Genomic DNA, 13,522 nt, shown 5'->3' with positions numbered 1-13,522 from the left:
GTCGTGGGCCCACGACATCGGGGAGTTGCTCAGCCGGCCGGTCTTCGATCGAAGCGCCCGGGGGCCGGCTCGATGCCGGGGTTCCCGGGGGCCACTACCGGAGACCGGTACGCTGACCGGCTCCCTCTCGGGTGGTCGCGCGGCCCGTGTTTCTTCAGGTGGGACGCCGTACGGGGGAGCGGCCGGTAGGCCACTCCCCCGTCACGTCACCGGCGCAGGCCGAGCCGCTCGATGAGCGACCGGTAGCGGGCAATGTCCTTCTTCTGGACGTAGTTGAGCAGCCGACGGCGACGGCCGACCAGCAGCAGCAGCCCACGGCGGCTGTGGTGGTCGTGCTTGTGCACCTTCAGGTGCTCGGTCAGCTCGGCGATCCGCTTGGTGAGGACCGCGACCTGAACCTCCGGCGAACCGGTGTCGCCCTCGGCGGTCGCGTACTCCGCGCGGATGCTGGCCTTGGCTTCCTGGTCGAGCGCCATGTTCTCCCTGTTTCGATGGGTTGATCAAGTAGGTGTCCGTCGTCCCGATGGACCGGGAACGGACCGGTACCTCGCACCCGCGGCGTCGAGCAGGCACGCGAGGCCCCACGCCGGTCACCCGACGTCTCGGCAAGACTACCAGCACTCGCCGGTAACACCCGGCGAAGGGCCGTGGCGGCGTCACCCCACGATGTTCAGGCCAGCGCGCGCCGGGTGCGTTCGACGTCCTGATTCATCTGGGCGATCAACGGTTCGATCGAGTCGTACCGGATCTGACCGCGCAGGTGCGCCACGAAGTCCAGGGCGAGCCGCTCGCCGTACAGGTCGCCGGTGAAGTCCAGCGCGTACGCCTCGACCCGCCGCTCCCGTCCGGAGAACGTCGGATTGGTGCCCACCGACACCGCCGCCAGCAGCGGCTCGTGCTGCCCGCGGCGGATCAGCCGGGCCGCGTACACCCCGTCGGCCGGGACCGCCGCGTACCGGTGGCAGAGCAGGTTGGCGGTGGGGAAGCCCAGTTCCCGTCCGCGCTGGTCACCGCGGACCACCACACCCTCCAACCGGTGGGGGCGGCCGAGCGCGGCGGCGGCCGCGCCGACGTCGCCCGCGTCGACGCAGGAGCGGATGTACGTGGAGGAGAAGACGGTGCCGTCCTCGGCGACCAGCGGGCTGCCCTCCACCCCGAAGCCGAAGGTCTGCCCGAGCCGCTCCAGCAGCGCCACGTCGCCGGCTGCCCGGTGCCCGAACCGGAAGTTGCTACCGACCACCACCAGCGCGCCGTGCAGGTGCTCGACCAGGACGTCGTGCACGAACTGTTCGGCCGGCAGCCGGGAGAACTCCGGTGTGAACGGCACCACACAGAGCACGTCCACGCCGAGTTGCTCGATCAGTTCCGCCTTGCGGGCCGGCTCGGTGAGCACCGCCGGATGCGACCCGGGGCGGACCACCTCGGCCGGGTGCGGGTCGAAGGTGACCACCACCGACTGCACGCCCAACTCCCGGGCGCGGGCCACCGTGTGCCCGATGGTCGCCTGGTGCCCCTTGTGCACGCCGTCGAAGACGCCGATGGTGACGACCGAGCGTCCCCACCCACCGGGCGCCGCGTCGTACCCCCGCCACCGCTGCATGCCGTTCCCTCCTGCTGTCCCGCCGTCCGGCGGGTCGACACCGCCGGCCACGGGGCCGGCGGACCTGCGCCCCGCCGTCAGGCCGGGGCGAGCACGATTTCCGCGCGGGCCCGCCCGTCCCGCTCGCTGACGATAGCGATCAGGCCGCCGGCCGGCCCGAAGACGGCGTACGGCCCGCTGAGGCCGGCCGGGTCCAGCGGCCCACCGTGGGCGAGCACCCGGGCCTCGTCGGGAGTGGCCTCCCGGCGCGGGAAGAAGCGGTCGGCCGCCGCGTCCAACGGCAGGTTCACCACGTCCGGGGCGCGCTGCTCCAACTGGTCGAGGGTCGCCGCCTCGGCGATGGTGAAGCCACCCACGGCGGTGCGGCGCAGGGCCGTGAGGTGCCCGCCGACGCCGAGCGCCAGGCCGGCGTCCCGGGCGATGGCCCGGATGTACGTGCCGGAGGAGCAGGTCACGTCCACGTCCACGTCCACCACGTCCGGCTCGGTACGGCGGATCGCCAGCACCTCCAACCGGGAGATGGTGACCCGCCGGGCCGGCAGCTCGACGCTCTCCCCGTCGCGGACCCGCTTGTACGCCCGCTGCCCATCGATCTTGATGGCGCTGACCGCGCTCGGCACCTGGTCGACCTCGCCACTCAGCCCGGCCAGCGCGGACCTGATCGCCTCGTCGGTGACCTGGTCGGCGGGCGTGGTGGCGGTCACGTCGCCCTCGGCGTCGTCGGTGACGGTGGACTGACCGAGCCGGATGGTGCCGGCGTAGCTCTTGCCGGCGCCGATCACGTACGTCAGCAGCCGGGTGGCCCGGCCGACACCGATCACCAGCACACCTGTCGCCATGGGGTCGAGGGTGCCGCCGTGCCCCACCCGTCGGGTCTTCGCCAGTCGGCGGATGCGTGCCACCACGTCGTGCGACGTCATGCCGCCGGGCTTGTCGACCACGATCAGACCATCGGTGCTCACGTCGGCCAAGCCTGCCAGATGGGCACGTGGGTCAGCGGACGGCCCCGGGCACCGCCCAGTTGCCGTTGCGCAGGCGCAGCAGCAGGGCCACCAGCCGGATCGCCACGAACAGGGTGAGCCCGGCCCAGATGCCGCCCAGCCCGAGGTCGAGCACGTACGCCAGCCAGATGGCCGGCAGGAAGCCGCCGAGCGCCGCCACGATGGTGAGGTTGCGCAGGTAACGCACGTCGCCCGCGCCGATCAGCACGCCGTCGAGGGCGAACACCACCCCGGCCAGGGGCAGCATGGCGACGAACCACGGCCAGGCCACCATGGCCTGGTCGCGTACCCCCTCGTCGGAGCTGAACCACGCCGGTACGACGCCGGCGCCGGCGGCCACGACGAGCGCGAAGGCGACGCCGCAGACGCCGCCGAGCAGCCCGATCCGGCGGGCGAGCGCCCGGGCGGCCGCGTCGTCGCCGGCGCCGAGCGCGGCGCCGACCAGGGACTGGGCGGCGATCGCGAGGGCGTCGAGCACCAGCGCGGTGAAGAACCAGAGCTGTAGGGCGATCTGGTGGGCACCGACGGCGGCGGCGCCGAAGCGGGCGGCGACAGCTGTCGCGGAGAGGAAGCTGGCCTGGAACGCCAGGCCACGGATCAGCAGGTCGCGGCTGAGCACCAACTGCTGGCGGATCACCCGGGGCTGGGGCCGCAGCGACACCCGCTCGGCGACCAGCGCCGCGGCGAACAGCGCCCCGCAGAGCGTCTGCGCGACGACGTTGGCCACCGCCGAGCCGATCAGGCCCAGGCCGCCGGGGTAGACCAGCAGCGGGCAGAGCAGCGCGGAGAGCAGGTTGGGGCCGAGCACGAAGAACAACGGGCGGCGAGTGTCCTGTACGCCGCGCAGCCAGCCGTTGCCGGCGGCGGCGAGCAGCAGGCCGGGGGCGCCGAGGGCCGCGATCCGCAACCAGTGCGCGGCGGCGTCGGCCACGTCGCCAGTTCCACCGGCGAGGGTACGCGCGAGCGCACCTCCGCCGACCTGCATGCCGATCGCGATCAGCAGACCGACACCGAACGCCAGCCAGGACGACTGGACTCCCTCGGCTACCGCGGCGGCCCGGTCACCCGCGCCGAAGCGGCGGGCCGCCCGCCCGGTGGTGCCGTACGCCACCACGGTGCCGACCCACGCGGTGAGCGTCATCACCGTGCCGCCGACGGCGAGCGCGGCGAGCGGCACCCGGCCGAGGTGCCCGACCACGGCCGTGTCGACAAGCACGTAGAGCGGCTCGGCGGCGAGCACCACGAGGGCCGGCAGGGCGAGGCTGGCGATCCGTCGCGGCGAGGCGGTGCGGTGGGTGGCGGTGGCGATCTGGCTCATCGCCGCCGATCGTGGCACGAGCGCGGTAAGGATCGCAATCCCGCTGCGGGCTTACGCCCTCGGTGGGCCGCACCCGGATTCGTCGACGCCGAGCGTCACCGCCGGACGGGTTGGCTCACTGCCGGGTGTCCATCGAGGTCTGCAGCGCGCGGCGGGCCTGCTCGCGGGCGTCGTCGGTGGTCTCGGGCTTGGGCTTGTTCGGCATGGTGGTGGTCCTTCCAGGGAGCGAGCCACCGACACGCGGCGGCCCTCGCGGGCGATCGTGCTGCGCGCCCCACGGCGGTCCGGGATTACCGGAGCAGCCGACTGGGCAGCGTGAGCCCGGGTCGATCCGACCCTGGAGGGAGGCAGCACGAGGTGTGGCGCCACCACCCATGACCTGCACCGCTACGCGGCGTCCGGCCTTCTCCCAAGTTATCGTTCAGGTCCATATGCTGCTCTCGGTTCCCGCCATGTGGACAAGCGGCGACCCGGCTCAGCGGGCCAGGAAGTGCCAGCCCAGCCACCACCAGAACCCGAACAGACCGATCCGGCCCACCGGCACCGAGCCGACCTCGTAGCGCATCACGTACGCGCAGACCTCGCCCAGGGTGGGGATCCGGGAACCCTCCCGCCGGGCCATCCACTCGACCACCGCGAAGAGCACCAACGCGGTGAGGAAACCGCCGATGGCGAACGCCCGCATCATCGACGCACCAGCCCCCAGAAGGCGGCCAGCCAGGCGAACCACACCGCCGACCGGGTCAGATGATCCTCCAGGAGAGGATCGGCCAGCCGGGAGAAGGTGGGAAAGTCGTCACCGGCGGCCATCACGAACGTCACGCCCTCGAAGACCCCGAAGACCACCACCGGCACCGCCCACCAGACCGCTCCCGAGCCCAGCCGGCGCGGTGCCGGTCGGCGGGGCACCCGATTGCTCAGACCGAGCCAGATCAGCACCCCGCCGGTGCCAATGGTGAACAGATTCGCCTCGGTGGAGAACGACGCGAACCGACCACCGACGAGCGACAGGCAGACGAGGACGGGAACGGAGACGGCGGGCCGGTCCCAGGCACGGGGGGCCTCCACGGTGAGGTCGTGCGGCTGCTCCATCCCGCAATTCTTCCCGGTCTCACCGAGCGCGGGAAGACCGACACTCCCCGGAGTTGACCCTGATCCTTCCGGACGGGGCTATCGATGAGGACGAACGTAGCCGTCAGGCGTCGGGGTGGAGCAACGCCGCGTCCAGTTGGCCGCGGATCGACTCGACCACCTGCTCGACGGTGCCCCGACCGGTGAACCCCGCCGCGAACCGGTGGCCACCACCGCCCAGCGCCACCGCGACCCGGCTCACGTCCACCGCGCCCTTGCTGCGCATCGACACCGCCCACTCGCCGGGCGTGGTCTGCTTGACCACACAGCTCACATCCGCCTCGGCCGTGCAGCGCACCGAGTCGATCAGCGCCTCCAGGACGTACGGCCGCTGGTCGTGCCGGGCCAGATCCTCGAGCGTGGCGAAGGTCCAGACGAACCCCCGGCCGCCGGCGGCCGCCGGCTCCAGCCGTGCCCGGCCGAGTACCTCACCGAAGAGACGCACCGCACCGAAGGGCCGGGTGTCGAAGACCCGGCGGGAGATGTCTCCGGGCGAGATGCCGGTGGCCAGCAACCGGGCAGCCATCTGGTGCACCGCCGGGGTGGTCGCCGCGAACCGGAACGAGCCGGTGTCCGTGGTCAGGGCCACGTAGAGGCACTCCGCGATGGCCGGATCCACCACGACTCCGAGCCGGGTCAGCAGTTGCTCCGCCACCACCGACGTCGCCGCAGCGCCCGGGTCCACGAGGTTGACAGTGCCGAAGCCCTGGTTCGAGGCGTGGTGATCGAGCACCAGCGCCGCCCCCGCCGACGACAACCGCCCGGCCAGCTCACCCAGGCGCGACTCGCTCGCCGCGTCGAAGCAGATCACCAGGTCCGGTGCCGGGTCGGCGGCGTCCGCCGGGACCAACAGCTCCAACCCGGGCAACCCCCGGAACGGTTCGGGCACCTCCGGCGGCCCGGGGAAGGTCGCCTGCACCTCGCGGAGGCCGAGCTGCCGCAGGCCCAGCCCGAAGCCGAGCATGCTGCCCAGCGCGTCACCGTCCGGGTTGATGTGGCAGATCAGCAGCACCCGGCCACCCGGCGGGACAGCCCGCACCAGCGCCTCGGCCGCAGCCCAGTCCATCTCGGCCGGGCCGACCCCGGCCGCCCCGGCGAGCGGGACGCTGGCGGTGCTCGTCACCGCGTTTCCCCACCCCGCGCGGTGTCCGTCACGTCGGTGGCCGCATCGGCCTCGTCCGCGTCGTCGCCCTCATCGGTCTCGTCGTCGACCCGGTACGGCTGCGCCTCACCCGCGTACTTCGCCTGGGCGGCCAGCCGCTGCACCTCGGCGTCGGCGTTACGGGCGGCGGCGAGCAGGTCGTCGATGTGCTTGACCTGGTCCTGCACGTCGTCGAGGACGAACGTGAGGGTCGGCGAGTGGCGCAGCCCGAGGGCCTTGCCGACCGTGCTGCGTAGCAGCCCCTTGGCGCTCTCCAGCGCCGCGGCGGTGTCCGCCTGGGCCACCGCGTCACCGAGCACGGTGTAGAAGACCGTCGCGTCGCGCAGGTCCGCGGTGATCCGGGCGTCGGTGATGGTGATCATCCCGAGCCGCGGGTCCTTGATCTGGCTCCGCACCACCGACGCGACCAGCTCACGCACCCGTTCCGCGTGCCGGCGTACCTTGGCCGGATCAGACATCTCGCCACCTCCACGGCGTCCTGCTCCCGGTCGACCCGGCGACCCGGGGGTCACCGGCCGACCGGCCAACATCTCGAACACTACCTTCGCGGCCGCACCGGTCGCCCGGCACAGCCGGCTCCGGGGTCAGTCGTCGTCCACGCCGTACAGCCGGCGCCGAACCGACAGCAACTCGACCTCGGGGCGACCGGCCACGAGGCGCTCACAGGAGTCGAGCACCTCGCGGACGTGCGCCGTCTCGGCGGCCACCACGGCCACCGCGAGCTGCGCTCGACCATGCAGGTCGAGCGCACCCACCTCGGCGGCCGACACCTCGAAGCGGCGCAACGCCGCCACGATCGGCCGTACATATGATCTCTTGGCTTTGAGCGACCGGGAGTCGCCCGGCAGCAGCAGGTCGAAGACCGCGGTTCCGGTGAACATCGCCCCGGACGATACCGCCAACCCACCCCGCATGATCAAGGGGTTTACGCCGAAACGGCGTAAACCCCTTGATCAGCGTGTCACTGCCGGATCAGGCGCGAACCTTCTCCCGCATCTCGAAGGTCTCGATGACGTCGCCGACCTGGACGTTGTTGTAACCACCCAGGGTCAGACCGCACTCGAAGCCCTCGCGGACCTCGGTGGCGTCGTCCTTGAACCGCTTGAGCGAGGTGATCGTGAGGTTGTCCGCCACGACCGTCCCGTCCCGAAGCAGGCGAGCCTTCGCGTTGCGTCGGATGACGCCCGACCGGACGATGCAACCGGAGATGTTGCCGATCTTGGACGAGCGGAAGACGTCGCGGATCTCCGCGCTGCCCAGCTCGGCCTCCTCGTACTCCGGCTTGAGCAGGCCCTTGAGCGCTGCCTCGATCTCCTCGATGGCCTGGTAGATGACGGTGTAGTACCGGATCTCCACGCCCTCGCGGTCGGCCATCTCACGGACCTTGTTCGAGGCCCGCACGTTGAAGCCGATGATCGTGACCGGCTCGGACGAGGCGCTCGCGAGCATGACGTTGCTCTCGGTGATCGCGCCGACGCCCCGGTCGAGGACCTTGAGCTGGACCTCCTCGGGAATGTCGAGGTTGAACAGCGCGTCCTCCAGGGCCTCCACCGAACCGGAGACATCACCCTTGAGGATGAGGTTGAGCGACGTCTTCTCGCCCTCCTTGAGCTGCTCCATGAGCGTCTCAAGAGTGGCCCGACCACGGGAGTTGGCGAATGCCGCCGCCCGCCGCCGTGCCTGCCGCTGCTCGGCGATCTGTCGCACCGTGCGGTCGTCCGCCGCGGCGAGGAACGTGTCACCCGCACCGGGCGGCGCGGTCAGACCCAGAACCATGACCGGACGCGCCGGCCCAGCCTCGGAGAGCTGGTTGCCGTTCTCGTCGAGCATGGCCCGGACCCGGCCGTGGGCCCCACCGGCGACGATCGAGTCGCCGGCCCGCAGGGTGCCCTTCTGCACGAGCACCGTCGCCACCGCACCGCGGCCCTTGTCCAGGTGTGCCTCGATGGCCACACCCTGCGCCGGCCCGTCGATCGGAGCGGTCAGCTCCAGCGACGCGTCGGCGGTCAGCAGGACAGCCTCGAGCAACTCCTCGATGCCGATGCCCGGCTTGGCGGCCACGTTGACGAACATGGTCTCGCCGCCGTACTCCTCGGCGACCAAGCCGTACTCGGTCAGCTGCTGGCGGACCTTGTCCGGGTTGGCCTCCGGCTTGTCGACCTTGTTGACCGCGACCACGATCGGCACGTCGGCCGCCTTGGCGTGGTTCAACGCCTCGATGGTCTGCGGCATCACGCCGTCGTCGGCCGCGACGACCAGGATCACGATGTCCGTCACCTGGGCACCACGAGCACGCATGGCGGTGAACGCCTCGTGACCCGGGGTGTCGATGAAGGTCACCGCGCGGTCCACACCATCGTGCGGAACGTGCACCTGGTACGCACCGATGTGCTGGGTGATGCCACCCGCCTCACCGGCCACGACGTTCGCCTTACGGATGGCGTCGAGCAGCTTGGTCTTACCGTGGTCGACGTGACCCATGACGGTCACCACCGGCGCACGGCTGACCAGACGCTCCTCGGCCACCTCCGCGTCGAGGTCGATGTTGAACTGCGCGAGCAGCTCGCGGTCCTCGTCCTCCGGGCTGACGATCTGGATGTCGAAGCCCAGGTGCTCACCCAGCAGCTGCAGGGTGTCATCAGAGCAGGACTGGGTCGCGGTGACCATCTCGCCCAGGTTGAACATCTCCTGGACCAGCGAACCCGGGTTGGCGTTGATCTTGTCGGCGAAGTCCGACAGCGAGGCGCCACGGGAGAGCCGCACGATCTGACCCTGACCCCGGGGAGCACCCGAGCTCATGGTCGGAGCCGACAGGTTGTCGAACTCCTGTCTGCGCTGCTTCTTGGACTTGCGACCGCGCGTCGGCCGGCCACCCGGACGCCCGAAGGCACCCGCGGCGCCGCCGCCACGGCCACGACCACCCGCACCGGGACGACCGCCGCCACCGGAGGGAGCACCCGGACGGAAACCGCCACCGGGAGCACCGCCACCGCCGCCGGGACCGCCACGGTAGCCACCGCCACCGCCGGCACCCGCGCCGCCACCAGGGCCACCGCGGTAACCGCCACCGCCGCCGGCGCCACCGCCGGGACCGCCACGGAAGCCACCGCCGCCGCCACCACCGGGACGACCGGCGCCACCGCCACCGGGGCGACCAGCGCCACCAGGACCGGGGCGACCGGCAGCCGGACGCTGGCTCGGCATGGAAGCCGGGCTGGGCCGCGGAGGCATGGAGTTCGGACTCGGCCGCGGCGGCATGCCCGCCGGGCTGTTGGGCCGGGGACCGCCCGCACCGGCGGCCGGGGGCCGCTGCTGCTGGCCACCCTGGATGCCGAACGGGTTGTTACCGGCGCCGCGCGCCGGTGGGCGACCACCGGGACGCGCACCCGGACCCGGAGCCGGCGTGCTCGGACGAGCGGCCGGCGAACCCGGACGGGGCGGCATCGCGGCGGGACCCGGCCGAGGACCGGGACGGTTGCCGCCGTCGGCCGGAGGCTCCCGGCGAACGGGGTTGTCCCGCTGCTGCTGGCGGGCGGCCTGTGCGGCCTTGACCGCGGCCTCCTGCTCAGCCTTCAGCGCGGCGGCACGCGCCTCGGCGGCCGCCACCTCGATGTCGTGGGCACTCGCCGGCTTGGCGACCGGAGCCGCGGGCTGCGGCGCACCAGGCACCGGGCCCTTCGGCTTCGGGCCGGGAGCCGGCGCGGTCGGCCGCCGGGGCGGCATCGGCTTGGCCGAGACCCGGGGCGCGCCCGGGGTCGGGGACAGCGTCGGGGTCGGGTTGGAAGCCGGCGTCGACGCGGGCGCCGACGGAGCGGCGGCCGGTGCCGGAGCACCAGCGGACGCGACGAATGCGTTACGCAGCCGCCGGGCGACGGGCGCCTCGACGGTGCTCGACGCGGACTTCACGAACTCGCCCATTTCCTTCAGCTTGGCGAGAACGGTCTTACTCTCGACCCCGAGCTCTTTTGCAAGCTCGTGTACGCGGGCCTTGCCTGCCACTGCACTCCTCACTCCGAGGTCGTGCGGGCAGCACCCGCAGCGACCTCACTCGTGCACTTGAAGCCTGGTCATTTCAGGGACTTCATCGTGTGCTCATGTCGGTCGTCCTACCCTGCTAGCGACCCTCGCCCGGTCGGGCTGACCGGACGTAGTGGTTGGCGCATCGACGTGCTCCGCCAGCTCACCGTGGTCAAGGACCTCGGTGATGCGCAGCGCACGCCCGAAGGCGCGGCGACGCACTGCCAGCGCGAAGCAGGCCGGATCCGGGTGCATGTTCGCTCCCCGACCCGGCAGCCTGCGGCGCGGATCAGGTCGGAGACTGAGACCAGCCTCGTCCCGAACCGCGATGATCCGCAGCAATTCGCTGGCCGGCGCACGTTGCCGGCAACCCACACAGGTGCGTTCCGGCGTTGCGCGTCGTACCACTGGAAGAAGTCTACCCCTAGCTGCCCGAGATCGCTCCGCCCGGCTCCCGCACGTGATCAGCTGCCGCACGCGCGGCGGGGGCGGTCTGCTCCGCATCGGACCGAATGTCGATCCGCCAACCGGTCAATCGGGCCGCGAGTCGGGCATTCTGCCCCTCCCGGCCGATCGCGAGGGAGAGCTGGAAGTCGGGAACCGTCACCCGGGCGGCCCGACCGGCCAGGTCGACCACCTCGACCCGAAGCGCCTTGGCGGGCGACAACGCGTTACCGACAAAGGTGGCCGGGTCATCCGACCAGTCGATGATGTCGATCTTTTCGCCGTGCAGTTCGCTCATCACGGCGCGCACCCGCTGGCCCATCGGGCCGATGCAGGCGCCCTTGGCGTTCACCCCGGGGGTGGTGGAGCGGACGGCGATCTTCGTACGGTGACCTGCCTCACGGGCGATCGCCCCGATCTCCACTGTGCCGTCGGCGATCTCCGGCACCTCCAGCGCGAACAGCTTCTTGACAAGCGCCGGGTGCGACCGGGACAGGGTGATCTGCGGCCCGCGCATGCCCTTGGCGACGTGCACCACGACGCAGCGGACCCGCTCACCGTGCGCGTACCGCTCGCCGGGCACCTGCTCGGACTGCGGCAGCACGCCCTCCAGCTTGCCGAGGTCGACGCTGACGATGCCCTTTTCGGTACGCGTCTCGTGGGCCTGCACCACGCCGGTGACCAGGTCACCCTCGCGGCCCACGTACTCGCCGAAGTGCACCTCGTCGGTGGCCTCCCGCAGGCGCTGGAGGATCACCTGCTTGGCGGTCATGGCGGCGATCCGGCCGAAGTCGTGCGGGGTGTCGTCCCACTCCCGCACCAGGCTGCCGTCGGCGTCCATCTCCTGCGCGTACACCAGGGCGGCGCCCGACCTGCGGTCGATCTCCACCCGGGCGTGCGGCTCGGCGCCATCGGTGTGCCGGTAGGCGGTCAGCAACGCGGTCTCGATCGCCGCGAGAATCGTGTCGAACGGGATCTCCCGCTCGCGCTCGAGTGCGCGCAGCGCCGCGAGGTCGATGTTCACCTCTCCTCGTCCTCCACATCATCTTCGTCGTCGATGTCGTCTGAATCGTCGATCTCGTCGGAATCGTCCGCGTCGTCGAACTCCTCGTCCACCTCGCCAAGCTCGGCGAGCCGGGTGAACTCGACCTGGACGCGGCCGGGGCCGAGCTGGGCGTACGCCCAGGATGTTCGGCCGTCCTCGGTCTCCAGCTGCACGCCCTCGTCGTCGGCCGCGACCACCCGGCCGGTCAGCTGACGGTCTCCGGTGGGCTGCTCGCCGCGCTGGCCGGGCAACGCGGCCGCGCCCCGGGCGGTGACCTTGACCAGCCGGCCCACGTTGCGCCGCCAGTGGCGGGGCAGGGTGAGTGGCCGGTCGACGCCCGGCGAGCTGACCTCGAGCTGGTATTCCCCGGCGACGATGTCGCCGCCGGTCTCCTCGGCGGCGTCCAGCGCGGCCGAGACCGCGCGGGAGACGACCGCGACGGCGTCCAGGTCGATCCCGCCGTCGGCGTCGACCATCACCCGTACGACGTGTCGGCGACCGGCCCGGGAGATCGACAGGTCCTCCAGGTCGTAGCCGGCGTCGTTGACCACGGGCTCGATCACGGCCCGCAACCTCGTGCGTCGCGCTGCGAGATCACCACCGCGGGGACCCGCCGCATCGCGGGGTCGCCCCGTCGACCTGGTGGCACGGCCACGCTGCGTCATCTCCGCACCCTCTCCCTGGTCGACGGTGATCGGTCGTCCCGACATGCCGGCGCACCACCGGAGCGGACGCGCCGGTGGCTGCGCAGAGCGTAACGCGCCTGCCCGGCGGCGGGCCGGGCGGCGCACCGACGTCGGTGGTCCCCGGACCGGTGGGGATGGTGTTGACTTGCCGGGTGGGGACCGGCAGAACGACACAGCGCGACCAGGCATCCAGACATTCCCGGCGAAAGCTCCTGCGCGCCGGGGCACTGCTGGCGCTCGGCGGTGCCGCGGTGCCGCTGACCGGCTGTGATCTTTTCGACCGTGACGACGAGCCGGCACCACCACCGGACCCGCTGCGGCCGATGGTAGACGAGGCACTCGGGCTCGCCGCCGCGTACCAGAACCACGTGGCCGCGCATCCCGACCTGGCCGACCGGCTCGGCCCGATCGCCGAGGCACACACCGCGCACGCCACCGAGCTGGCCCGGGTGATCGGCGTCGCCCTGCCCACCGCGGTCGCCGCTCCGGCGATCGACCCGGTGAACACGCTCGCCCCCCTGCGCGCCCTGGAGAAGGCCGCCCAGAAGTCCGCCACCGCCGCCTGCGCCGCGGCCAGCGCGGACCGGGCCGCACTGCTCGGGTCGATCGCCGCCGCCCGCGCCACCCACCAGGAGGCACTGAAGTGAGGCAGCCGTCCGCCGGAGAGGCGCTCGCCGCCGCCCTGTCCGCCGAGTACGCGGCCATCTACGCCTACGGGCGGATCGGGGTCCGACTCACCGCGGCGGCACGGGAGACCGCCCACCAGGCCGAGGCCGCGCACCGCAGCCGACGCGACATGCTCGTGGTGCAACTGAGCGCGGCGGGTGGCGTCGTGCCGCCGGACCGCGCCGGCTACGCGCTGCCGTTCCCGGTCACCGACCGGGCCAGCGCGCTGCGGCTCGCCGCCGAGGTGGAGGAGCGCACGGCCGCGCACTGGCGGGCGGCTCTGGCGTCCACCACCGGCGCCGACCGGGACCAGGCGTTGGCCGCCCTCGTCGAGTACGCGGTACGGGCCACCCGGTGGCGCAAGACGGCCGGGACGACCCCGCTGACTGTCCCATTTCCCGGTCGACCCACCTGAACCGTTGCCCTCCGGTTGCGGAGCGCATACCAGGTAT

General features: G+C 72.2%; 15 protein-coding genes. 2 read left to right on the top strand and 13 right to left on the bottom strand.

From position 1 onward, the window contains the following. Window positions 1–206: 206 nt before the first annotated feature. The 13 genes from rpsO to rimP form a co-directional block, all read right to left on the bottom strand. Window positions 207–476 (bottom strand): 30S ribosomal protein S15, encoded by a 270-nt coding sequence (gene rpsO / locus AB0C25_RS31775; protein ID WP_030337594.1) that lies wholly within the window; start codon window positions 474–476, stop codon window positions 207–209. Window positions 477–670: 194 nt separating this feature from the next. Next, on the bottom strand, window positions 671–1,600 hold the full coding sequence (locus AB0C25_RS31770) for a bifunctional riboflavin kinase/FAD synthetase (protein WP_357378131.1): 930 nt from the start codon (window positions 1,598–1,600) through the stop codon (window positions 671–673). Window positions 1,601–1,677: 77 nt separating this feature from the next. Continuing rightward, window positions 1,678–2,562, bottom strand: a complete 885-nt coding sequence (truB, locus tag AB0C25_RS31765; RefSeq protein ID WP_357378129.1) for a tRNA pseudouridine(55) synthase TruB — start codon at window positions 2,560–2,562, stop codon at window positions 1,678–1,680. Between the two features lie 31 nt (window positions 2,563–2,593). Beyond that, window positions 2,594–3,919: an MATE family efflux transporter gene (locus AB0C25_RS31760; protein WP_357378127.1), complete on the bottom strand. Its 1,326-nt coding sequence runs from the start codon at window positions 3,917–3,919 to the stop codon at window positions 2,594–2,596. A 475-nt stretch (window positions 3,920–4,394) separates the two neighbouring features. Then, on the bottom strand, window positions 4,395–4,604 hold the full coding sequence (locus AB0C25_RS31755; protein ID WP_357248036.1) for a DUF6186 family protein: 210 nt from the start codon (window positions 4,602–4,604) through the stop codon (window positions 4,395–4,397). Further along, entirely contained in the window at window positions 4,604–5,011 is a 408-nt protein-coding gene (locus tag AB0C25_RS31750; protein WP_357378125.1) for a hypothetical protein, read from the bottom strand. The genes AB0C25_RS31755 and AB0C25_RS31750 overlap by 1 nt, the downstream gene beginning before the upstream one ends. 103 nt (window positions 5,012–5,114) lie before the next feature. Further along, window positions 5,115–6,116, bottom strand: coding sequence for a bifunctional oligoribonuclease/PAP phosphatase NrnA (locus AB0C25_RS31745; RefSeq protein ID WP_357378206.1), 1,002 nt, complete (start codon window positions 6,114–6,116; stop codon window positions 5,115–5,117). A 53-nt stretch (window positions 6,117–6,169) separates the two neighbouring features. Then, window positions 6,170–6,670 (bottom strand): 30S ribosome-binding factor RbfA, encoded by a 501-nt coding sequence (gene rbfA / locus AB0C25_RS31740; protein WP_357378123.1) that lies wholly within the window; start codon window positions 6,668–6,670, stop codon window positions 6,170–6,172. Window positions 6,671–6,796: 126 nt separating this feature from the next. Next, window positions 6,797–7,093: a DUF503 domain-containing protein gene (locus AB0C25_RS31735; RefSeq protein ID WP_030489481.1), complete on the bottom strand. Its 297-nt coding sequence runs from the start codon at window positions 7,091–7,093 to the stop codon at window positions 6,797–6,799. Between the two features lie 91 nt (window positions 7,094–7,184). Next, complete coding sequence (gene infB, locus AB0C25_RS31730) at window positions 7,185–10,211, bottom strand: translation initiation factor IF-2 (RefSeq protein ID WP_357378121.1); 3,027 nt, start codon at window positions 10,209–10,211, stop codon at window positions 7,185–7,187. 93 nt (window positions 10,212–10,304) lie between these two features. Beyond that, the gene (locus AB0C25_RS31725; RefSeq protein ID WP_357378119.1) at window positions 10,305–10,637 is read right to left on the bottom strand and encodes a YlxR family protein; all 333 of its coding nucleotides are present in this window, start codon (window positions 10,635–10,637) and stop codon (window positions 10,305–10,307) included. 16 nt (window positions 10,638–10,653) lie between these two features. After that, window positions 10,654–11,697, bottom strand: a complete 1,044-nt coding sequence (gene nusA, locus AB0C25_RS31720) for a transcription termination factor NusA (RefSeq protein WP_357247291.1) — start codon at window positions 11,695–11,697, stop codon at window positions 10,654–10,656. Continuing rightward, window positions 11,694–12,383, bottom strand: coding sequence for a ribosome maturation factor RimP (gene rimP / locus AB0C25_RS31715; RefSeq protein WP_357378204.1), 690 nt, complete (start codon window positions 12,381–12,383; stop codon window positions 11,694–11,696). The genes nusA and rimP overlap by 4 nt, the downstream gene beginning before the upstream one ends. A gap of 155 nt (window positions 12,384–12,538) precedes the next feature. Between rimP and AB0C25_RS31710 the strand changes: the two genes are divergently transcribed. Both AB0C25_RS31710 and AB0C25_RS31705 read left to right on the top strand, forming a co-directional pair. Then, entirely contained in the window at window positions 12,539–13,051 is a 513-nt protein-coding gene (locus AB0C25_RS31710) for a hypothetical protein (RefSeq protein WP_357378117.1), read from the top strand. Further along, window positions 13,048–13,485 (top strand): ferritin-like domain-containing protein, encoded by a 438-nt coding sequence (locus AB0C25_RS31705; RefSeq protein WP_357378115.1) that lies wholly within the window; start codon window positions 13,048–13,050, stop codon window positions 13,483–13,485. Before AB0C25_RS31710 ends, AB0C25_RS31705 begins: the two co-directional genes overlap by 4 nt. Window positions 13,486–13,522: the final 37 nt, after the last annotated feature.

It is taken from the genome of Micromonospora sp. NPDC048839 (assembly GCF_040649915.1).
In the GTDB taxonomy this organism is placed as follows: domain Bacteria; phylum Actinomycetota; class Actinomycetes; order Mycobacteriales; family Micromonosporaceae; genus Micromonospora.
Note: the sequence above shows the minus strand (reverse complement) of the source record. Positions and strands in the feature narration are given on the sequence as shown.

What these genes read in the sequence shown, in the direction of transcription:
- rbfA (WP_357378123.1), bottom strand. Translation starts at nt 6,670, where the DNA reads ATGTCTGATCCGGCCAAGGTACGCCGGCACGCGGAACGGGTGCGTGAG.
- rpsO (WP_030337594.1), bottom strand. Translation starts at nt 476, where the DNA reads ATGGCGCTCGACCAGGAAGCCAAGGCCAGCATCCGCGCGGAGTACGCG.
- AB0C25_RS31770 (WP_357378131.1), bottom strand. Translation starts at nt 1,600, where the DNA reads ATGCAGCGGTGGCGGGGGTACGACGCGGCGCCCGGTGGGTGGGGACGC.
- AB0C25_RS31760 (WP_357378127.1), bottom strand. Translation starts at nt 3,919, where the DNA reads ATGAGCCAGATCGCCACCGCCACCCACCGCACCGCCTCGCCGCGACGG.
- AB0C25_RS31735 (WP_030489481.1), bottom strand. Translation starts at nt 7,093, where the DNA reads ATGTTCACCGGAACCGCGGTCTTCGACCTGCTGCTGCCGGGCGACTCC.
- AB0C25_RS31710 (WP_357378117.1), top strand. Translation starts at nt 12,539, where the DNA reads ATGGTGTTGACTTGCCGGGTGGGGACCGGCAGAACGACACAGCGCGAC.
- AB0C25_RS31745 (WP_357378206.1), bottom strand. Translation starts at nt 6,116, where the DNA reads ATGGACTGGGCTGCGGCCGAGGCGCTGGTGCGGGCTGTCCCGCCGGGT.
- AB0C25_RS31755 (WP_357248036.1), bottom strand. Translation starts at nt 4,604, where the DNA reads ATGCGGGCGTTCGCCATCGGCGGTTTCCTCACCGCGTTGGTGCTCTTC.
- AB0C25_RS31750 (WP_357378125.1), bottom strand. Translation starts at nt 5,011, where the DNA reads ATGGAGCAGCCGCACGACCTCACCGTGGAGGCCCCCCGTGCCTGGGAC.
- rimP (WP_357378204.1), bottom strand. Translation starts at nt 12,383, where the DNA reads ATGACGCAGCGTGGCCGTGCCACCAGGTCGACGGGGCGACCCCGCGAT.